The organism is Pseudomonas sp. 22072 (assembly GCF_052046095.1).
Classification (GTDB): Bacteria; Pseudomonadota; Gammaproteobacteria; order Pseudomonadales; family Pseudomonadaceae; genus Aquipseudomonas; species Aquipseudomonas paracarnis.
This window is the reverse complement of sequence record NZ_JBQEQE010000021.1, coordinates 79,341-99,819: the sequence shown is the minus strand read 5'-3', so window position 1 is coordinate 99,819 and position 20,479 is coordinate 79,341. Positions and strand designations below refer to the sequence as shown.

Genomic DNA, 20,479 nt, shown 5'->3' with positions numbered 1-20,479 from the left:
CTCCCACGCTGCTGATCGTTCCCACGCTCTGCGTGGGAATGCTGCCCTGGACGCTCCGCGTCCGCTCTTAACGCGTGACGCAGAGCGTCACAGGAGGCGTTCCCACGCAGAGCGTGGGAACGAGCATCGTCTTTCAGTCCAGTAGGCGGGTGATGGCTCGCACGATCATCTCCACTTCCTTGCGCTCCAGCGTCAGTGGCGGCAACAGGCGAATGACCTTGCCCCGCGTGACGTTGATCAACAGCCCATGCTCCTGCGCTGCCCGTTGGGCCAGGTCGCGGTAAGGGCTGGCCAGTTCAATGCCGATCATCAAGCCCTTGCCACGAATCGCCCGCACCTGCGGATGTTCCTCCAACTCCATCCGCAACCGCGCCAGTAAGTGTTCTCCCTGGCACGCAGCGTTCTCGAGCAAGCCTTGCTCCTGGATAATCTCCAGCACCGTACACCCGACGCGACACGCCAGCGGGTTGCCGCCAAAGGTGCTGCCATGGCTGCCTGGGGTGAACAGCTCAGCGACGGCAGCGCGGGCCAGGCAGGCGCCGATGGGCACGCCATTGCCCAGGCCTTTGGCCAGGGTCATCACGTCCGGCACGATGCCTTCGTGCTGGAAAGCAAACCAGGTGCCGGTGCGCCCGATGCCGGTCTGGATTTCGTCGAGCATCATCAGCCAGCCGTGGCGCGTGCAGTGATCGCGCATGGCTTTCAGGTAGCCTGGTGGCGCCACCAACACACCACTTTCACCTTGGATTGGTTCAAGCAGTACCGCCGCGATGCGTGTACCGAACTGCGCGGTGACCGCCTCCAGAGCCGCCATGTCGCCAAACCCAATCTTGATGAAATCGCCGGGCAATCGCTGGAACCCCAGGCGCACCGAAGGCCCGTCGCTGGCAGCCATGGTGCCTAGCGTGCGGCCGTGGAAGGCGTTCTCCATCACGACCACCAACGGCTGTTCGATGCCTTTTTTCCAGCCATGCAAACGCGCCAGCTTCAGCGCCGTCTCGTTGGCCTCGGCGCCGGAATTGTTGAAGAACGCGCGGTCCAGCCCGGACAGTTGGGCCAGGCGCCGGGCCAATTGTTGTTGCCAGTCGATGCTGTAGAGGTTGGAGGTGTGCAGCAGCAAGCCGGCCTGTTCGCTGATGGCCGCCACTAACCTGGGGTGGGAATGACCAACATTGGTCACCGCCACGCCGGCCACGGCGTCCAGGTATTCGCGGCCCTGTTGGTCCCACAGGCGCGTGCCCAGGCCGCGGGTGAAGCTCAGGGCCAGGGGTTGATAAGTGCTCATCAGGCAGGCGGCGGTCATGGTGGCGGCTCCAGTGCATCGTTGGGGTGGATCAAGTATGGTTAACCACCCTCGCTGGATAAACGCAGAATTGCTGCAATAACTTTAAACCAGGGCTTGATAATGGATCTGTTCCAGGCAATGTCGGTGTACGTGAAAGTCGTCGAGACCGGCAGCATGACCGCCGCCGCGCAGGAATGCGGGATTTCGACCACCATGGTGGGCAACCATCTGCGAGCGCTGGAACAACGGCTTGGCGTCAGCTTGCTCAAACGCACCACGCGCAAACAAAACCTCACCGAATTTGGCGGGCAGTATTATCAGCGCTGCCTGGAAGTGCTGGGGCTGGTGGCCGACTCCGAGCTGCTGGCCGAGCAGGTCCACAGCGAAACCCCCAAAGGCAGCCTGCGCATAACCGCGCCCCCGGTGTTCGGCACCGAACGCCTGGTGCCGGCCTTGAGTGAGTTTTCCCAGCGCTACCCACTTATCGACCTGTACGTGGTGATGAGCAATGAGCGCATGGACCTGGTCGACAGCGGTTTTGACGTGGCGATCCGTCTCGGCGAACTGGAAAGCTCCAGCCTGATCGCCCGGCCTCTGCAGGCCTATACCCTTACCCTTTGCGCCTCCCCTGCCTACCTGGCGCGACGCGGCACACCGCACACCCCGGATGACCTGCAGCAGCATGACTGCCTGGCATTCGCCTACCCCGCGAACGACAACTGGCGCGATACCGATAAACTCTGGCGCATGACCGGCGATGAAGGTGAAGTGGAGGTGCCGGTGTCTGGCTCATTGACCATCAACAGCTCCCAAGGCTTGCGCCAGGCCGCCATCAACGGCATGGGCATCAGCATGTTGGCCGATGCCCTGGTGCAACCGGACCTGGAGAGCGGCAAGCTGGTGGCCTTGCTGACCACCTATAAACTGCCCAGCCGCCCCATGCACCTGATGTATCGCCAAGACCGCTACCGCCTGCCCAAGCTGCGGGCGTTCGTCGACTTTGTAATGGAGAAATGGGCGCGCTAGAACGCCACGCCCAACTCACGCAAACGCGCAGCGGTGCGCTCGGCCGATACGTGATGAATGCCCTGCCAGCCCAACGCAATGGCAGCCTCGATGTTGCCGGCGACGTCGTCGATAAACACCACTTCACTGGCCTGGACATCCGGCAGGTGCGCACGCACTTGGGTGAGGCTGGCGTGGTAGATCGCCGGGTCAGGCTTGATCAACTTCACCTCGCCGGACACCAGAATGTCGCGAAAACGCGTGAGGAATGGATAGTTGGCCCGGGCGTAAGGGAAGGTTTCAGATGACCAGTTGGTGAGCCCGAACAGCGGCATCTCAACCTGATGCAACGCTTCGAGAATCGCCACGCCCTCGGGTAATTCAGCCCGCAGCATTTCGGGCCAGCGCTCGTAATAAGCCTGGATCAGGGTCGTGTGTTCGGGGTATTGGGCAACCAGGGTGCAGGTGGCTTCAGCCAGGGAGCGCCCGGCATCTTGCTCGGTGTTCCAGTCCTGGGTACAGATGGTGTCGAGGAACCACTGGCGCTCGACGTCGTCGGCAATCAGCTTGCGGTACAGGTGCTGCGGGCTCCAGTCGAACAGGACACCGCCGAAATCAAAAACTACTGCACGAATCGTCATCAGATCCTCCGTTAGCGTGGCTTGATAGCTGCTGGAGTCTGACAGATCTGAAAGAGGGAGGCGGCCGCCGAGATGTAAGAAGTGTCTGAAAAGACAGGTGGGAGGAGGCATGGCCTCATTGAGCGAACGCAATGCTCAAAACAACGAAGATCAAATGTGGGAGCTGGCTTGCCTGCGAAAGCGGTCGTACAGCCTCAGATGCTGCGACTGACACACCGCCTTCGCGGGCAAGCCCGCTCCCACAGGGGATTTGCGTTAACTGACTGGCATCAGGGCAAGCCCGCTCCCACATTTTTTACCGCGTTTTAAGCCTGGATCAGGCCGTTGATTTTGACGGTCGGGTTCACATCCGCGTCGTAATCCACGCCGTCGACCTCAAAGCCAAACAAGCGCAGGAACTCGGCCTTGTAACCGGCAAAATCGCTGATCTCGTTGACGTTGTCGTCGGTCACCTGGTTCCACAGCGCGGCCACGGCATCCTGGACCTTCGGCTCCAGCTCGGCCAGGTCGGCACGCAGGCGGCCATCGGCGTCGAGTTTCGGCTCGCTGCCGTACAGGCTGTCCTTGAACAGGCCGTAGACCTGCTCGATGCAGCCTTCATGGGTGCCCTGCTCTTTCATCACCTTGAACAGCAGCGACAGGTACAGCGGCATGATCGGGATCGCCGAGCTGGCCTGGGTGACCACGGCCTTGAGCACCGACACACGGGCGTCGCCCTTGAGCGCAGCGAGGTTCTCGCGCAGAGTCAAAACTTTCTTGTCCAGGTCTTTCTTGGCTTCGCCGATGGAGCCGTTCCAGTAGATGTCCTGGGTCAGCTTCTCACCGAGATAGGTGAACGCGGTGGTCTTGGCGCCTTCGGCCAATACATCGGCGTCACGCAGGGCGTCGATCCACAGCTGCCAGTCTTCGCCGCCCATGACCTTCACGGTACCGTCGATTTCTTCCTGGGTCGCAGGCTCAAGCGTGGTGTCGACCACCACGCCCTTGTCGGTGTTGATCCCGCGCAGGGTCACGGCCTTGCCGATTGGCTTGAGGGTGGAGGTGTGCACCACGCCTTGCGGGTCGGTACGGCGTGGCGCAGCCAGGCTGTAGACCACCAGGTCGATCTTGCCGAGGTCTTTCTTGATGGTCTCGATGGTCAGGCGCTTGATCTCGTCGGAGAACGCGTCGCCGTTGATGCTCTTGGCGTACAGACCTTTTTCCACGGCAAACTTCTCGAACGCCGCGCTGTTGTACCAGCCGGCGGAGCTCAGCTTGCCTTCTTCGCCTTCTTTCTCAAAAAACACGCCCAGGGTGTCGGCGCCGCAGCCAAACGCAGCACTGATGCGCGCGGCCAGGCCGTAGCCGGTGGAGGCACCGAGGACCAGTACCTTTTTAGGGCCGCCCTCGATGACGCCATTTTTGGTTACGTAGTCGATCTGCTCTTTGACGTTCGCTTCACAGCCAACAGGGTGAGCGGTCACACAGATAAAGCCACGAACCCGCGGTTTGATGATCATAAAAATTTCTGCCTCTTCCAAGGTGCCGAAGGCCAATAGTGGCCATTCAACTTCAATCGTACCGGTCTATGACGCCTGAAAAACCGAAGCGTCACGATAGTCGCAAATCTTCTGTTCTCAAAATTCAATCCACAAAACGTCGGAGCCTGCACGGCAACGGTTACAAATTGTGCAGCAGCTTCACAATTTCACCCTATTTAAAAACGCCTGCCGGCCCCATAAACCCCTATGATGACGAGATTGTTTCAATATGTTTCGGCTTTGGAGCCTCGTTTCATGAGCAAAAATGCTGTCGGCAAGAAGCTGGTGTCCCTGGCGTGGGTACTCGGCGTTCTGCTATTGATCTATTGTTTCCCGCGCAGTTGCCTGGTGTTTCTGCTGTTGGTGGTGTGCTGCGGCGTTTATGACTTCCTGCGTAACGGCCTGTACGACCGCGACACCATCAAGAAGTATTTTATCGGCAACGGTCGTAATACCTGGGTGCTGGCACCGTTCAACACCCTGCTCGACCTGCTCAGCAGCCGCAACCGGCATGTCTACACCATGAACGACCTGCCACCGGCCTGGCGCGAAGACCTGCAACAGGTGATCGACGACGCCATGGCCCGCAAGGATGAAATCATCAGCTACCTGGACGAGCGCATGGCCGAGAAGAAACGCGGCATGTTGTTCTTCCAGTGGTACGGTCGCCCGATCGAAACCACCCTGGATATCCCGCAGCTGCGCAAGAAACTGCCGTTCGTGAAAACCATCGGCGTCTCGGTGTTCAACGAGAACCGCTCGACCTCGTTCCACTTCGGCCCCCTGCGCATGATGTTCCGTGTGCTCTACAACATGGCGCCGGCACCGCACCATGAGGGCGTGTACATCCAGGTGGGCAAGCACAAGCACTACTGGCACGACGACCCGCTGTTTATCTTCGATGACACGCTGATGCACGCCTCCTTCAACAAAAACGACGCCAAACGCTACTGCCTGTTCATTGATATTGTGCGCCCGACCCTGCTGCCCTCGGTGCTCAACGCCGTGATCGCAGGGTTTGCCGGCCTGGTCTTTACCCTGCGTCGGGTTTTCTACAAAAACTGGAAGCTGATTCAGTAAGTTCTGCGGCATGATGGTGTTGGACGGCATTTGCGCTGGGCCTTGCGCCTGAGGTAAATAACCGTCTCGTGCGACCTTAATTGGCGCTCACCATTCTCAAGCCATCGCCCCCTAGCGGGCGCGGTGGCTATGCTTTCAAGGAATCAGAATGCCCCAACGTCAAGTCATCAACGCCTCCGTCAGCCCCAAGGGCAGCCTCGAAACCCTGTCCCAACGTGAAGTGCAGCAACTGAGCGAAGCCGGTACCGGCAGCATCTACACCCTGTTCCGCCAATGCGCCCTGGCGATTCTCAATACCGGCGCGCATATCGACAACGCCAAGACCATCCTCGACGCCTACAAAGACTTTGAAGTGCGTATTCACCAGCAGGACCGCGGCGTACGCCTGGAACTACTCAACGCCCCCGCCGATGCCTTCGTCGATGGCGAAATGATTGCCAGCACCCGCGAAATGCTGTTCAGCGCCCTGCGCGACATCGTCTACACCGAGAACGAGCTGGACAGCCAGCGTATCGACCTGAGCAACTCCCAAGGCATCACCGATTACGTGTTCCACCTGCTGCGTAACGCCCGTACGCTGCGCCCGGGTGTCGAGCCGAAGATCGTGGTGTGCTGGGGCGGCCATTCGATCAACACCGAAGAATACAAATACACCAAGAAAGTCGGGCACGAACTGGGCCTGCGCAGCCTCGACGTGTGCACCGGTTGCGGCCCCGGCGTGATGAAAGGCCCGATGAAGGGCGCAACCATTTCCCACGCCAAGCAGCGCATCACCAATGGCCGTTACCTGGGCTTGACCGAACCAGGCATCATCGCTGCCGAAGCGCCGAACCCCATCGTCAACGAGCTGGTGATTTTGCCGGACATCGAAAAGCGCCTGGAAGCCTTCGTGCGTGTGGGCCACGGCATCATCATCTTCCCCGGCGGCGCCGGCACGGCCGAGGAGTTCCTGTACCTGCTCGGCATCCTCATGCACCCGGACAACCGCGACCTGCCGTTCCCGGTGGTGCTCACCGGGCCGAAACATGCCGCGCCTTACCTGGAACAATTGCACGCGTTCGTCGGCGCCACCTTGGGCGAAGCGGCGCAGAAGCATTACCAGATCATCATCGACGACCCGGCTGAAGTGGCCCGCCAGATGACCACCGGCCTCAAGGCGGTGAAGCAATTCCGCCGCGAGCGTAACGACGCGTTCCACTTCAACTGGCTGCTGAAGATCGACGAAGGCTTCCAGCGCCCGTTCGACCCCACCCACGAAAACATGGCCAGCCTGCAACTCAACCACGCGCTGCCGGCCCATGAACTGGCGGCCAACCTGCGCCGGGCGTTCTCGGGGATCGTGGCGGGTAACGTCAAAGACAAGGGTATTCGCCTGATCGAGGAGAACGGCCCGTATGAGATCCACGGCGACCCGGCGATCATGAAACCGTTGGATGAATTATTGAAGGCGTTCGTGGCCCAGCACCGCATGAAACTTCCGGGCGGAGCGGCGTATGTGCCGTGCTATCGCGTGGTGCAATAAGCCAGCGGCGGTCGGTCATAGTTTGTATTCGTTTGGGACATAGCAACGCGTGTGAGGAACAAGAGTTCGGACTAGGGTTTTACTATTCCGACTCATTCACCTCAGCGAGCGACCTATGGACCAACGGATATTGTCCTCCGTCATTCCTTACCTTAAGGTAAGGAATATCACGATGGAGATCTTCACTATGGCCACCGCCACACTCACTTCAAAAGGGCAAATCACCATCCCAGTCCAGGTCAGGACAGCCCTGGGCCTGGAAACAGGCGACCGGGTGGAATTCGTCGAAATGGAAGACGGCAAGTTTTCCATGATTGCCGCGAGCAAAACCGTCAAGGACCTCAAGGGTTTGATCCGCAAGCCTGCCCATGCCGTGTCTATCGAAGACATGAACCGCGCCATCGCGGCCCAGGGAGCAACAGCTGGATGATCGGCCTGGATACCAACGTGCTGGTGCGTTACGTGACCCAGGACGACCCGGTTCAATCAGCCAAGGCGTCCCAGCTCATCGAATCGCTCACCGCCACCTCGCCAGGCTTTGTCAGTCTGGTGACGCTTACGGAGCTGGTGTGGGTGTTGCAGTCCTGCTACCAGTCGGCCAAAAGCGAGGTGGTGATGGTGTTGGAAACCTTGTTGCACACGCGGGAACTGACCGTCGAGCACGCCGATATCATCTGGCAGGCATTGCGCAAGTTCAGCGCAGGCAAAGCCGACTTTGCCGACTGCCTGGTTGAACGCTGTGGCCATGCGGCGGGGTGCGAGTACACCGCCACCTTTGATCTGAACGCGGCCAAGGCAGCGGGAATGAAACGGCTCGGCTAGCCCGCTTTGTTTGTGTAGGAGCGAGCTTGCTCGCGAAAAACTCACAGGCACCGCGCGCAACCTGAATGCCCGCGTAACCGTTGACGTTTTTCGCGAGCAAGCTCGCTCCTACAGAGGAAAGGGTGAGGAGGTTTGGTCAGCGAACCCAGCCACCGACCTGCCAATGGTAGCCATCATTACGCTGCACCCAATGCGGGTGTACATAACGATAGCCCTGGCGCACCGGCTCCCAATGGCCGTGCACCGCCACATAGCGCCCGCCTTCCCAACGCCAGTAACCGCGTGACCAGATATAACCCTCGCGTACCGCCGGTTCGACTTCTATCACCTGCACCGGAGGCGGCTGCGGCGCCACCACCTCAACATACTCACGTTGCACCGGCCTGCGTTCATGTACTACACGCTCTTGTACACACCCGGACGCCGCCACCACCATGGCGGCCAATGCTGCATAACGTAACAACATACAAAACCCTCGGGCGCGAACGCCCTGCACCTGCATCAGAAAGTAATCCGCCTTTATTCCAGCCGGGCTCCTGCATGGGCTTTGATTATTTTTAACAGGAAATGTCTGTCAGATTGCTGAACCCACCGGCCTCAAGTCGAACGGGCACTGCTGGCGCTGCATCTGCATGAACAGGTGAGAGAGCTCGCGCGTTTAAACCGAGCCAAAACGTTGTAATACGGCGTCGACAAACCGCCGCAACTTAGCCGTGCGCTGCCGATTCGCGGTGTAGACCAAATGCATTGATCGACTTGGCGCGTCAAAGTCCGGCAGCACCCGCACTAACTGGCCCTCGGCCAGTGCCCTGCGCAAGAAGTCTTCAGGGCCGAGCACGATACCGAAACCATCCAGCGCCGCCGACATCAGCGCCCTGCTTTCGTTGATCTGCAAACGGCTGCTTACCTGCACCCTGTGCGGGACCGCACCTTGGTAAAACACCCATTCACGATCTGCCGGGCGCGACCAGAAGGCATAGCCCAGGCATTCGTGATGCTCAAGGTCTGCCGGCGTCATCGGTGTGCCCCGCGCCTGCAAATAGGACGGTGCCGCACAGACAACCAGGCGATACGGCGCCAGCGGCCGGGCGGTCAGGCCAGTGGTCCCCAAGGGGCCGATACGAAAGGCCGCCTCATAGCCCTCCTCTACCAGGTCGACGAAACGATCCGTAAGGTGCAGATCGATTTGCACATCCGGGTTGTCACGCAAGAATCCGGTGATCAACGGCATCAGGCTGTAGGAGCCGAACGTCACCGGAGCGGTGATTTTCAGCTTGCCACGCGGGGTGTCGTTCATGATTTGCGCAAGGGAATCCGCCGCCTTAGTCTCCGTCAGGATGTGCTTGCAACGTTCGTAGTAAGCGCTCCCCAACTCCGTAAGGCTTTGCCTTCGCGTAGTACGGTTAAGCAAGCGCGCGCCCAAGCGTTGTTCCAAGGCGGTGACATGCTTGGCCACCATTTGCGGTGACATATTCAAGCGCTCAGCGGCACGCACGTAGGAACCGAGCTCAGCAGCCATCACAAAGGCATTCATGCTTGATAAACGATCCATCATTCCCTACCCCTAGTAACAACAGCCGCGCCACAACTGCGATTTATCACCAAATGGTTGCCAATCATCATAGCCACTTCGTACTTCCATCGGAGCAAGCACATGAAGATTGGCGTAATTGGAGCAGGTTTCATTGGGCGTGCTGTGGCACAACTGGCCTTGGCCGCCGGGCATGAGGTGATGCTGAGCAATTCCCGCGGCCCGCACACCATGAGCAGCGTGGTAAGCGGCATACTCGGTGTGCAAGTTGGCAGCGCAGACGATGCCGCACGGTTCGGCGATGTGGTGCTAGTGGCGATTCCCTTTCAACACTACCGCAGCGTGCCCGCGCAATGGCTGGAGGGTAAAACGGTGATGGATGCCAACAATTACTACCCCGACCGCGATGGGCATATCCCAGAGCTGGACCGCTTTGAAACGACTACCAGCCGCTTGCTGGCCGACCATTTGACACATTCACACGTGGTGAAAGTGTTTAACGCGATCTTCGCCCCCGACCTGACGCAAGACGCCCGCCCTCACGGTGCACCTGATCGGCGGGCGCTGCCCGTCGCGGCGGATGACGCCACCGCGAAGGCCGTCGTGACCCAGCTGCTCGATGAGTTGGGGTTCGATGCCGTCGACGCTGGTGAGCTGGATGAAAGCTGGCGATTCGAGCGGGCCAAACCGGCGTACTGCGTGCGCCTGGACCAGGCTGGCTTGAAGGCTGCGCTGGCGGCGGCCGAGCGTGCGGTTGAGCTGCCCCCGGTGGAGCGACACCCGCCGCTCTCCTGAACATTTCCCCACAAAAAAGCCCGCTGACCGTCACCGGTTCAGCGGGCTTTTTCGTGGGTGAGGCTTACAGCGCCAGGTCAGAAACCGGCTTGCTTGGCTCAGCCGCAGGCTTGGCAGCCTCGGTAGCCTGTGGAGCGGCCAATTGCGGGATCGCTGGCGGTGGTGTCAGTTGCAGCACACCGGCAGTGTAGGCCCATTCCTTGGCAACCGCTTCAGGGCTGTCGTTCAGCTTGGTGCCGTAGCTTGGCACGATCTGGTGCAGTTTTTCCTGCCAGGCCGGGCTTGCTACCTTGTCCTTGAACACTTTTTGCAGCACGGTCAGCATGATCGGAGCCGCGGTGGACGCGCCTGGCGATGCACCCAACAGGCCGGCGATGGTGTTGTCGGCAGAGCTGACCACTTCGGTACCGAGCTTCAGCACGCCGCCTTGCTCTTCGTCACGCTTGATGATCTGCACGCGCTGGCCGGCTTGCCACAGGCGCCAGTCGGACTGCTTGGCGTTCGGGAAGTACTCTTGCAGCGCCTTGAAACGGTCATCATCAGACAGCATCAGTTGGCCAGCGAGGTACTCGACCAGTGGGTATTCACGAATACCGACTTTGGTCATAGGCCAGATGTTGTGGGTGGTGGTGCTGGTCAGCAGGTCCAGGTACGAGCCTTCTTTCAGGAACTTGGTCGAGAAGGTGGCGAATGGGCCAAATAGAATCACACGCTTGCCATCCAGCACGCGGGTGTCCAGGTGCGGAACCGACATCGGTGGCGAACCTACCGAAGCCTTACCGTAGGCCTTGGCCAGGTGCTGCTCGGCGATGGTCGGGTTCTCGGTCACCAGGAACGAACCACCGACTGGGAAGCCTGCGTATTCCTTGCCTTCAGGAATGCCCGACTTCTGCAGCAAGTGCAGGGCACCGCCGCCGGCGCCGATGAACACGAACTTGGCGTCGGTTTCAGTCTTGGTGCCGTCTTTGAGGTTTTTGTAGCTCACGCGCCACGAACCGTCGGCGTTCTTAGTGATGTCCTGCACTTCGCTCGACAGCTTCAAGTCAAACTTCGGCGTGGTTTGCAGGTGGGCGACGAACTGGCGGGTGATCTCGCCGAAGTTTACGTCGGTGCCGATCGGGCTCCAGGTGGCCGCGATTTTCTGGCTCGGGTCACGCCCTTCCATCATCAACGGAACCCACTTGGCGATCTGCGCCGGGTCTTCGGAGTACTGCATGCCGGCGAACAGCGGGCTGGCCTTCAGGGCTTCGTAGCGTTTTTTCAGGAACTTGATGTTGTCATCGCCCCACACAAAGCTCATGTGCGGAGTGGAGTTGATGAACGAACGCGGGTTCTTCAACACGCCCTGCTGAACCTGCCAGGACCAGAACTGACGGGAGATCTGGAACGCTTCGTTGATCTCGACCGCTTTCGGGATCTCAACGTTGCCGTTCTTGTCTTCCGGGGTGTAGTTCAGCTCAGCCAGGGCCGAGTGACCGGTACCGGCGTTGTTCCAGCCGTTGGAGCTTTCTTCGGCCACGCCATCGAGGCGCTCGACCATCTCCATCGACCAATCCGGTTCCAGCTCATTGAGCCAGACACCCAGGGTTGCACTCATGATGCCGCCGCCGATCAGCAGCACATCGACTTTCTTTGCCTCTTCCGCGTGAACGGACGTGATCCCCATCGACAAAGCCAGCCCCAGCAGGGCAGTGTTTACTTTTTTAAACATCAGTAGCACCTATGATAAAACGCCATCCGCCCTACCGCCCCCGATCATGAGTAACCCTCGTTCACGCTACGTCAGGCAACGTACCGCGGGGTCTGCACAGTCACATAAAGGCTGCAGGGTGGGCACACAAGGCCGATAGATCGACCTCACTGTTATGTCCCTTCTGCGCTGACTTCTTATCATTATTGGCTTCAGCTACCTGGGCGACAGCCAACCGCTGGGACGTATACGGGTGTACGCACCAGGGAAAGACTAGCCCAAGACGGCGCGCAGAATATCACGCTAAACAGCGTTTATGCGCCGTTTGGCCAATTGACAGGCCTAAATCGCGGGTTTTAATGCGCCCCTGTCAAGCCTGGCAGCCGCGACCTGCGGTCACAGGCGTGGAACTCTGCCGAAAATGGCGGTTCTAGACACCTTCGTCGCGGCTTGCGTAGCATCGGCGACTGTCCTTCGTGCACACCTTTCACACAGAGTTACCCATGACTATCCAGCAAACACCCGGGCAGGTACTGCCCGCGCGCAGCGCCGCCAAAATGGAAGCGGCCATGGCCGTGGGCGCCTTCGCGATCGGCACCGGCGAATTCGCCATCATGGGCCTGATGCCCGACATCGCCCAGAACCTGGGCCTGAGCGAACCCCAGGTGGGCCACGCAATCAGCGCCTACGCCCTGGGCGTCATGGTCGGCGCCCCACTGCTGGCCATCCTCGGCGCCAAGCTGCTGCGCAAACACATGCTGCTGTTGCTGATGGGCCTGTACGCCCTGGGCAACTTCGCCACCGCCTTCACCCCCACCTTCGGCTCGCTGGTGGCCTTCCGCTTTATCAGCGGCCTGCCCCACGGCGCCTACTTCGGCATCGCCGCCGTGGTCGCCTCCAGCATGGTGCCCACCGACAAACGCGCCGGCGCCGTAGCCCGCGTGATGATGGGCCTGACCCTGGCCATGCTGCTCGGCAACCCCATCGCCACCTTCCTCGGCCAACACCTGGGCTGGCGCTCGGCATTCGCCCTGGTCAGCGTGATCGCCCTGCTCACCATCGCCCTGGTCTGGCAATTCGTGCCCCACCGCCACGACGAACAACGCAGCGATCCACGCAAAGAACTGCGCGCCTTCACCAAACCCCAGGTGTGGATGGCCCTGTCCATCGGCGCGATTGGCTTTGCCGGGATGTTCTGCGTATTCAGCTACCTGGCGCCGACCATGCTGGAAGTGACCAAAGTCTCGCCGCAGTGGATCCCCTTCGGCCTCGCGGCATTTGGCGTGGGCGGCATCATCGGCAACATTGCCGGTGGCAAGCTGTTTGATCGCATGCAGTTTCGGGCGGTGGGTTTGATATTGGTATGGTCGATGGCGGTGTTGTTGTTCTTCCCCTTCGCTGCGTCTTCGCTGTGGGGCGTGCTGCTGAGCATGGGGCTGGTGGGCACCATGGTCGCATTGGCGGCGCCGTTGCAGATTCGCTTGATGGACATCGCCCACGAAGCGCCGAGCTTGGCGGCAGCGTCCAACCATGCGGCGTTTAACCTGGCGAATGCGCTGGGACCGTGGTTTGGGGGGATGGCGATTACGGCGGGGTTGGGGTGGACCAGTACTGGCTACATCGGTGCTGCTACAGCGCTGGTGGGGCTGGGCCTCTACCTGATTGCCCGGCGTATGAAAGGCGGCCATTAACGGCTTGCCTAATACCGATCAGCTAAGCGAACACAATACCAATGTGTGGAGCTGGCTTGCCTGGGAAAGCAGTGGTTCAGTTATAGATTCAGTGACTGACACGCCGCCTTCGCGAGCAAGCCCGCTCCCACAGGGATCTAGGCCGGGCGCTGATTTTGTGGGCGCTACATGGCCACTGTGGGAGCTGGCTTGCCTGCGATAGCGATGTATCTGTGACAGATGAATTAACTGACCCACCGCCATCGCAGCATAAATATCTACACAACTTCGGCACGACGCTGCACCTGTGGCGAGGGAGCTTGCTCCCGTGACGCCCTGACATCCGACGCTTATATCCCTGACTCCCACGCTCCAACTGTGGGAGCGGGCTTGCTCGCGAAGACGGCCCGACAGCCGACGAAAATGCGGGATCAGACCGCGTACCTATCCGTTACTCAGGCAACGGCTACTTAGCGTTCCACCCCAACGGCTGCTCACTTTGCAAAGCAGCAAAGCAAGCGAAACACTCTCGCCCCACCACCCCATCAATCATCATGCAACAACCCCGAACCATACTCCCCATAACTACTCCCCAACCCACTGCCACCAAAATTCATCTTGGCGGCTTTGCTGGGGCTGTGGTCCCCAAACGCCTGGCATCCACCTGAAAAGCACGGGTCACTGTTCACGCTCGGTGAAGATGAACAAGCACTCACCAGCAAAGCGCCGGCGATCATCACAACTTTGACGAGGTTCGAAATCATGGTCTCAATTCCCTGTGGGCTGGAGGCGCTGGGGGCCTCTCTCAGTAGGGGATCGTAGACCTCAACGGCGCAGGGAATTATGAAACTTTGCTGGGTGACAGCATGAGTTCAGGTTGCCGCCTTGGGTAAGGCGGCAGGGTTGGTTGTCAGGCTTTGACTGGGGCGGTTACAGGCGCAACTTGCTCCTGAGCTCGGTCAACGAGCAGCGAACTCAACTCGATTAACTGCTGGATGCCCAAGGCGATGGCGCGCTGGGAGTCGTCGAGGTCAAAAGCCAAGGTGGCGGCCATTTCGTTGGCGGATGCCAGGTTTTCGGCGGCGTTGGCCAGGAGGGTTTCGGAGTCGATGGAGGGGTTGACGATGAATAGGTTTTCGCTTGGGCGCTCGGTGGGCGCAGCGTCGTCGGATGGGGGCAAGTGATGGTTGATTGCGCGCTGGGCTGCGGCTTGAAGCTTGGGGCCGACGGGCGACACGCTTTGATCAAGTGAAGAACTGCGTGTGTTGTTGTGCATGGGCGAAGCTCCAAAGATTTTCGGGAGTTAAAAACGCCTTAGCAATACGGACTTCCACCTCCGGCCGCTGGGTTTGTAACGGCTTGAGGAGGTTAACTACGGGTGATCTGAGGGGCAAGCCGAGAAAATCGTGGGAAATTTCCGTAGGGGATCGTGGGCCTGAGATGCGCAGCGTACGCCTTCCCCCCCCAACACCCGAGAGCCATCCCTGATAAACTGCGCGCCATTCGCCTCGCTGACTCAGATCCCCCATGTCCCTACAAACCGCCCCACTCTCCCGCCGCTTCTCCGTCGCCCCCATGATGGACTGGAACTACTAATCCTACAGCCCTTGTAGATCAAGACTTCTAGAGCTGCTCAGAAAACCTCGTACCATTTTCGTACCACTACTCTTCCAGAATCGAAGGCCCGGCCTTTAATAGCCGGCGGCAGCGGCACACTGCTATGCTTGACCGCTTTACCCAAGGATGACGTGCATGAGTCTCGAAAATATCGCTAATCGATTAATTAGCCTGGGCTGTTCGGCCGAAATCGATGAAAAATGCATAGTGTTAACGCTAGATGACACTGAGACGACAATAAAATTCGATGAGGAATGGGAAAACTCCATCACGTGCTTTTACAAAGCGAGACAGTTTAATTTTGACGTTGAACGGAGAATGCTAACATCCAATCGATCGGTAGAGCTTCTTGTCGCAAGGCTTGACCCTGGTTTCTACTACCAGGTTGAGCATAAATTTAATGACATCAAAGGAAATACAGTAGAGCTTAGTCTAGCTACTCAAAATTATTTTCTTGCCCACTTCGAGTCTAAGCGATACGAAGATGCATTTGACATAATAAAGCAAAGATTGACTAGTCGCGCATCAAGAAGAACAGGAACACGAAAACAGCTTTCTATTAGATTTGATGAATTACTATATAGACTTCACACTATAAAATATTCTGCAAAGCGAAAGCCAACCAATCAAAGCATTTATGAAGCTTCGATACAGCCTATCAAAGCCTGCTTATTTTCCTTAGTCTATAAAAAAGACGAAAGCTGGGAGTTAAGCCATGAAATAAAATCAAAAAGATTGAAGTATCCTCAGGCAGTCGAAAAGACTGATGACCCGTTAGAGATACCGCGAGCAAGCTATGATGATGCCGCGGTGACCTTCTATAAGGTAGCGAAAAGCAGTCAATTTCCAAGTCAGGCTTTCATTGCCTATTATCATATTCTCGAATTCCATTTCCTTAGAGTAGCTGACGAGTCATTATTTAACGCTGTTTGCACCCAACTAAACAACCCTAACTTTCGATCAACTTATGAAAATGTTACTCGTCTTTTAGCGGCAATCAAGCGAAACGACAACACGTCGAGTGAAAAGGAGATGCTTCTTGCAGTATTAAGAAAGTATGTTGCAGAGGAAGAGTTTGTCGAATTCGTGGCAAGGACTGAGAAATCGGCCGGTGAACCGATCTTCACAAAATTTAAAGCACCCATTTTTGGCGAAAAATTCTCATTCAACTTAGAGAAGGGGCATGCTTTAAATAGTGCTTCCGCAATAATAAAACACATTCGAAATGCGCTCGTACACTCGAGTGATAGATACTCGAGAGAAGATTGCTTCCTACCGCTTTCCGAATCTGAGGATTTAGTAGTTAGGTATATACCTATTGTTAAATTTTTTGCTGAACGAGTGATATTCGCTACAGCACAGCGTCAATTTTGAAATAGACAACACTACCCTTAACAAACAAAGCCAGAATCAGGAATTCGATAGTACGCGCCCGCTAGATCTCTTAGCAGAGACTCACGAATACCAGCGCTCCAGCGGTACCAGTCGCGCGAGGAATTCTCACGGCAATCCCCACAAGCATCTGCGTGCACCTCTATACGCGTGCGCATCACGCGTCGTATAGGGGCCTGATGTTTGGGGTCTGGAGGGGGGCAAAAAAAAGAGTAACATAAGTAATCTTGAGCCTTTTTTACGCTCAAGCCGTTGAAATCAAAGGATTTTAGGTTTAGAGCAAAAGGTAATTTTTAAGTAATATTGAAGTAATCTGATTACCCTTTATAAACGTAATTCTCTACTTTCATAAAACCCTTTAAAATCAATAGGTTGACGTAAAATTACCTTTTCCATTACTTCTCTGTTACTCCTTTTTGTAATCTCAACACCCACGGAATACGTCGCCTCCAGACCGTTTATGTGGGGAGATCACTGAAATTACTCTTTTTGAAACCTCCCCCCTCCCCCTCAACAGCAGAGCCTCTAGACGCCTTCAACGAAATGCCCCCTCGGTGCAGGGTTCCGCAGGCTCTTGACCGTCCTACAACCCCGAGCAGCCCCCCGGCCGGTGCCGCGTTGAGCTGTCCGCAGGGCCGCAGAAAAAACCACCCATTTAGTCCGCAGGCGAGGTGGGGGACGACGGCGCGCGCCAGTACTGGACGAACCAAACCAGATCGTTTGCGCACCAAGATGGCCCCCTTTCGTAACCAGTAGCTGTTCCGTGTAGCTAGCGGCCCTAACATGAACTATGCTGGTCGTAACGAATACAGGATAGAAAGATAGGGCTTAGTGGAAGCGATGACGTTGTGAATTAAGGAACGCTGCTACCATCTGGCTTTATCGTAATTGACAGGGAGTGTCTCTACTCGATCAACACCGGAACTGATGTCCGCTCCTATCTACAAAGACATCGTTGTCCTAGGCGACAAAAAATGAGCCGCTCGTGTCGATGAAATAATCTTCGTCAATATGGGCTTGACTATAAAAACCAACATGCGGAATTACGGAGGGGTTTACTTCAATTATGATTTACATCACAACAATCGCAAGCATTAGCAAATTAAGCAACTCAGCTTAGTGTCGCTATACTTGCAGACAAGTCGGCATACTGTATTAATAACTCAAAATTTGGTCTTACACAGTCACCGAGTGCCAGCAGTAGATACGTAGAACTCTTGAGAAACCCTGACTGAGTCAAGAGAGAGTTTGACAACAAGCATATGTGAAGCCAACACACAGGATGGCAACCTGAGGAGAGAAAAATGGGCGAATCAAAACGTAGAAAAGAAACCGACAAGAACTATGGAAGTATATCCAATAAAAAAATAGAAAGAGGAATTATAATTAGTTCCCCCATGATAATTAACGGAAGAGAAATGACGATAGGCGGGGCCCATATAGACCCTACCGAACTAAGGTTTTCACTTCTTTTTTGGGACAAACTAGCTTGGCCTCACAACCATTTTGTAAACATGAATGGAAACGCTGAAACTTCCTACCTTGTAGAATGTGGCATTCTCTCACGTCCAATCTACAAAGTAGGTGGAGACATGGCGGAATCCATAGCTAAAGGATATATCGATACTTATATTAATTTGGAAAAGAAACATCCTGGTGAGTGGACGATGGCACAAAGCGATAGAGGACTACTACTCCATCTAGATGCATTAGAAAATGATAAGGGGGCTAGCCTAGAGTTATTTAGAGCTATACCCATACCTCGCCACGATGTAGCATTGGCGGACATTTTAGAATTCAAGCTAAAAAGAAAGGATGAGCTTTTCTCTTTTAGGCACCACATCGATCAATTAACAGCCAAGATCAAAGATTCGGATACTCCAGAAGAAGATTTGAGAAAGGCGATAACTGAAATTGATACGGTCTGTTCCGATCTTTTAAAAGTTAGTAAAGAATACCAAATTCCATTCTATATATCTGATTTCAAAACATCCTTGAATATAAACCCCCTGAAGGTTTTATCTGCTGCGAAAAAGGCATGGGACCTCGCTGAGCCTTACGGATTGCCAGCAGCAACCGCCGCTGCAATCACGGGGGGGGTTTTAAGCACTTTGAGCTTCAAATCTGACTATGGTTTCCGCCCAATAAAGCTCCCAAAAAGCCCTTATAGATATGCTTATTCTATAGGCAAAGAGCTAATTTAAGTAGATTGGAGCTACTGCATTATATTTGGGCAAAAGGGGACAGATTTATTAATATTTGGAGGAACCCACTGGGATCATCGCGTACTACCGCGAAAAAGGGACCGGTAAAGAGAAGGTAGTGAGAGCAGAGAATCAGAGTATGCCGCGACGATTACGCTGTTATATGCTACGAAGAAAACGGTAAACCGTGCAGTAGATCGAGGATGGAACAGACCTGAGGTCAAAAATAACCCGGAAGGTTTGGCCTTAAAATGGCTAAAGCCATCTGTTCTGGACTACGAACCCAAATTTTATAGGCCATCACCAACCCAGTAATTTTATTTGCAGCGACTGCCTTATAGAGGTATTCGTAGCCCTGTACTCGGACGAAAAACCTAAGTATTCCATCGCTCAACGTAAAAAACTCATCGTGGTCTAAATCCAAAGCTTCTGAGGACTCAAGCAGCTTTCGATAGTAGAAGGCAATTTCGTCTTGGTCGTCCCCCCCTTGAGCACCTATCGGTAGCGTCATATCCGGCCGACCGTTAAATCCTTCGTGTGCAACCTTGTGGCATTCGTAACACAGCGTAATTCCGTTGCCGAGTTCATATCGCGCCTGCGAAAGCAATGTTCTTCTAAAAATATGATGCGCTTGGACCCGATCGTCAGAATTACAGACGACACACTGGTGTGTATCCCTAGCTCTGATAAACCGACTCCAAAGCGCAAGACACCATCTATCTGAGCGGTTGTTATCAATTGCTCTATAGAGCCTATCTCTAAGCCTGATCAACTTTTCCTTATCGATAACAGAGATTTTCGAACAACTCACAACTCGCTCCTTGATCATCGTAGATTGATTGCGCCCGCCAGCCTCGTACTGCGCAGCTCCAACTAGAGATATATTTATGTTGAAACAACACCGAAAGGTAGCAAAAAACGGACAGCTTTATTTATACGCTCGCTGACAAAAAGCTAATCACAAGACAGCAAAAAGCCGCATCATCCGCGGCTTATTTGCCTTAGGCCTTCAGTTCATCCGGTGTATGCGTCTTAAGCCAATCAGCCAAGGCGGCATTCATTCGCGTTTGCCAGCCTGGTCCGGAAGCCCTGAAACGCTCCAGCACGTCAGCATCAAAACGAACATTAACGTGCTCTTTAGTGGCTAACGACTTCGGCCGCCCGCGCTTGGGCTTGAGCATTTCCTTCGCCTGAGCTTTGCCAAACAATCCCACAAGCACCTCGCTGGCTGGCTTGGCCTTAGCAAAGTCTTCAGCCGACCACTCAGGGTTCGCTGTATCGACCTTCTCAGGATTGGGTTTCTTGGTCATAATTTTTGACCTCCCGTTTGTTGGCTTTACGAAAGCTGATGACGTGAACCGCATCACCCCGTGGGGTGAACACTACGACATGCAGCCGATCCCCTATGTATCCCATCGCTCGATAACGACACTCACCGTAGTCGAATCGATCATCTTCCACGACCAAGGCCGTAGACCATTCGAAGTCCCGTACTAACGCAAACGGGAGTCCACGTTCTTCAACGTTACGAGCGTCTTTGGCTGGGTCGTAGGTAATCTGCATTTGATTATCGTAGCCACAATAAATCATCAACACAAGGTGCGCGTCGAAAGCCTACCGAGCGTGCACTCGGGTTACCACCGATGATTGGCTGGCTAGGCTTGAGAACCCGTCGAGTACCTGACAAGCATCCCTGATAAACTGC

Annotated in this window: 20 protein-coding genes; 9 read left to right on the top strand and 11 right to left on the bottom strand. The window is 56.0% G+C overall.

The features are described from left to right. Positions 1–133 precede the first annotated feature (133 nt). Positions 134–1,303, bottom strand: coding sequence for an aspartate aminotransferase family protein (locus ACTJLA_RS20425; protein ID WP_054919797.1), 1,170 nt, complete (start codon positions 1,301–1,303; stop codon positions 134–136). 102 nt (positions 1,304–1,405) lie between these two features. Here ACTJLA_RS20425 and ACTJLA_RS20420 point away from each other — a divergent pair, with 102 nt between their 5' ends. After that, positions 1,406–2,311, top strand: coding sequence for a LysR family transcriptional regulator (locus ACTJLA_RS20420; RefSeq protein WP_054919799.1), 906 nt, complete (start codon positions 1,406–1,408; stop codon positions 2,309–2,311). Here the strand turns inward: ACTJLA_RS20420 and ACTJLA_RS20415 are convergent. Both ACTJLA_RS20415 and fabV read right to left on the bottom strand, forming a co-directional pair. Further along, a complete protein-coding gene (locus tag ACTJLA_RS20415; RefSeq protein WP_054919808.1) occupies positions 2,308–2,931 on the bottom strand; it encodes an HAD family hydrolase in 624 nt (207 codons plus the stop codon). The two genes, ACTJLA_RS20420 and ACTJLA_RS20415, sit on opposite strands and share 4 nt — an antisense overlap. Positions 2,932–3,236: 305 nt before the next feature. Further along, positions 3,237–4,430 (bottom strand): enoyl-ACP reductase FabV, encoded by a 1,194-nt coding sequence (fabV, locus tag ACTJLA_RS20410; protein ID WP_054898637.1) that lies wholly within the window; start codon positions 4,428–4,430, stop codon positions 3,237–3,239. A 276-nt stretch (positions 4,431–4,706) separates the two neighbouring features. Between fabV and ACTJLA_RS20405 the strand changes: the two genes are divergently transcribed. The 4 genes from ACTJLA_RS20405 to ACTJLA_RS20390 all read left to right on the top strand — a co-directional run bounded on the left by ACTJLA_RS20405 (position 4,707) and on the right by ACTJLA_RS20390 (position 7,875). Then, on the top strand, positions 4,707–5,531 hold the full coding sequence (locus tag ACTJLA_RS20405; protein ID WP_032900476.1) for an aspartyl/asparaginyl beta-hydroxylase domain-containing protein: 825 nt from the start codon (positions 4,707–4,709) through the stop codon (positions 5,529–5,531). A gap of 148 nt (positions 5,532–5,679) precedes the next feature. Further along, positions 5,680–7,053: a nucleotide 5'-monophosphate nucleosidase PpnN gene (ppnN, locus tag ACTJLA_RS20400; protein WP_032892811.1), complete on the top strand. Its 1,374-nt coding sequence runs from the start codon at positions 5,680–5,682 to the stop codon at positions 7,051–7,053. A 172-nt stretch (positions 7,054–7,225) separates the two neighbouring features. Beyond that, positions 7,226–7,483: an AbrB/MazE/SpoVT family DNA-binding domain-containing protein gene (locus ACTJLA_RS20395; protein WP_032892812.1), complete on the top strand. Its 258-nt coding sequence runs from the start codon at positions 7,226–7,228 to the stop codon at positions 7,481–7,483. Next, positions 7,480–7,875 (top strand): PIN domain-containing protein, encoded by a 396-nt coding sequence (locus ACTJLA_RS20390; RefSeq protein ID WP_054898630.1) that lies wholly within the window; start codon positions 7,480–7,482, stop codon positions 7,873–7,875. The genes ACTJLA_RS20395 and ACTJLA_RS20390 overlap by 4 nt, the downstream gene beginning before the upstream one ends. A 136-nt stretch (positions 7,876–8,011) precedes the next feature. Here the strand turns inward: ACTJLA_RS20390 and ACTJLA_RS20385 are convergent, their stop codons facing one another. Further along, complete coding sequence (locus ACTJLA_RS20385) at positions 8,012–8,341, bottom strand: YXWGXW repeat-containing protein (protein ID WP_054920036.1); 330 nt, start codon at positions 8,339–8,341, stop codon at positions 8,012–8,014. Positions 8,342–8,533: 192 nt separating this feature from the next. Beyond that, entirely contained in the window at positions 8,534–9,430 is an 897-nt protein-coding gene (locus tag ACTJLA_RS20380) for a LysR family transcriptional regulator (protein ID WP_054919813.1), read from the bottom strand. Between the two features lie 66 nt (positions 9,431–9,496). Here ACTJLA_RS20380 and ACTJLA_RS20375 point away from each other — a divergent pair, with 66 nt between their 5' ends. Beyond that, entirely contained in the window at positions 9,497–10,201 is a 705-nt protein-coding gene (locus ACTJLA_RS20375; RefSeq protein ID WP_254914269.1) for an NADPH-dependent F420 reductase, read from the top strand. 64 nt (positions 10,202–10,265) lie between these two features. On the opposite strand, the gene mqo is transcribed toward ACTJLA_RS20375, so the two are convergent. Continuing rightward, the gene (gene mqo / locus ACTJLA_RS20370) at positions 10,266–11,912 is read right to left on the bottom strand and encodes a malate dehydrogenase (quinone) (protein WP_034126666.1); all 1,647 of its coding nucleotides are present in this window, start codon (positions 11,910–11,912) and stop codon (positions 10,266–10,268) included. Positions 11,913–12,394: 482 nt separating this feature from the next. Here mqo and ACTJLA_RS20365 point away from each other — a divergent pair, with 482 nt between their 5' ends. After that, positions 12,395–13,582: an MFS transporter gene (locus ACTJLA_RS20365; protein WP_072446757.1), complete on the top strand. Its 1,188-nt coding sequence runs from the start codon at positions 12,395–12,397 to the stop codon at positions 13,580–13,582. 524 nt (positions 13,583–14,106) lie between these two features. Here the strand turns inward: ACTJLA_RS20365 and ACTJLA_RS20360 are convergent. Both ACTJLA_RS20360 and ACTJLA_RS20355 read right to left on the bottom strand, forming a co-directional pair. Beyond that, positions 14,107–14,325: a hypothetical protein gene (locus ACTJLA_RS20360; RefSeq protein ID WP_078802733.1), complete on the bottom strand. Its 219-nt coding sequence runs from the start codon at positions 14,323–14,325 to the stop codon at positions 14,107–14,109. Positions 14,326–14,471: 146 nt separating this feature from the next. Continuing rightward, entirely contained in the window at positions 14,472–14,837 is a 366-nt protein-coding gene (locus ACTJLA_RS20355) for a DUF6124 family protein (RefSeq protein ID WP_440842001.1), read from the bottom strand. Between the two features lie 476 nt (positions 14,838–15,313). Between ACTJLA_RS20355 and ACTJLA_RS20350 the strand changes: the two genes are divergently transcribed. Continuing rightward, positions 15,314–16,552, top strand: a complete 1,239-nt coding sequence (locus ACTJLA_RS20350) for a hypothetical protein (protein ID WP_440841999.1) — start codon at positions 15,314–15,316, stop codon at positions 16,550–16,552. A gap of 1,322 nt (positions 16,553–17,874) precedes the next feature. Then, on the top strand, positions 17,875–18,774 hold the full coding sequence (locus ACTJLA_RS20345) for a DUF6236 family protein (RefSeq protein ID WP_440841997.1): 900 nt from the start codon (positions 17,875–17,877) through the stop codon (positions 18,772–18,774). A 220-nt stretch (positions 18,775–18,994) separates the two neighbouring features. Here the strand turns inward: ACTJLA_RS20345 and ACTJLA_RS20340 are convergent, their stop codons facing one another. The 3 genes from ACTJLA_RS20340 to ACTJLA_RS20330 all read right to left on the bottom strand — a co-directional run bounded on the left by ACTJLA_RS20340 (position 18,995) and on the right by ACTJLA_RS20330 (position 20,337). Then, a complete protein-coding gene (locus ACTJLA_RS20340; RefSeq protein ID WP_198791501.1) occupies positions 18,995–19,585 on the bottom strand; it encodes an HNH endonuclease in 591 nt (196 codons plus the stop codon). A gap of 190 nt (positions 19,586–19,775) precedes the next feature. Further along, positions 19,776–20,084 carry a BrnA antitoxin family protein gene (locus ACTJLA_RS20335; RefSeq protein WP_440841995.1) on the bottom strand — a complete coding sequence of 103 codons (309 nt, stop codon included), beginning with the start codon at positions 20,082–20,084 and terminating at the stop codon, positions 19,776–19,778. Beyond that, positions 20,062–20,337 carry a BrnT family toxin gene (locus ACTJLA_RS20330; RefSeq protein WP_440841993.1) on the bottom strand — a complete coding sequence of 92 codons (276 nt, stop codon included), beginning with the start codon at positions 20,335–20,337 and terminating at the stop codon, positions 20,062–20,064. Before ACTJLA_RS20330 ends, ACTJLA_RS20335 begins: the two co-directional genes overlap by 23 nt. Between the last annotated feature and the right edge of the window lie 142 nt (positions 20,338–20,479).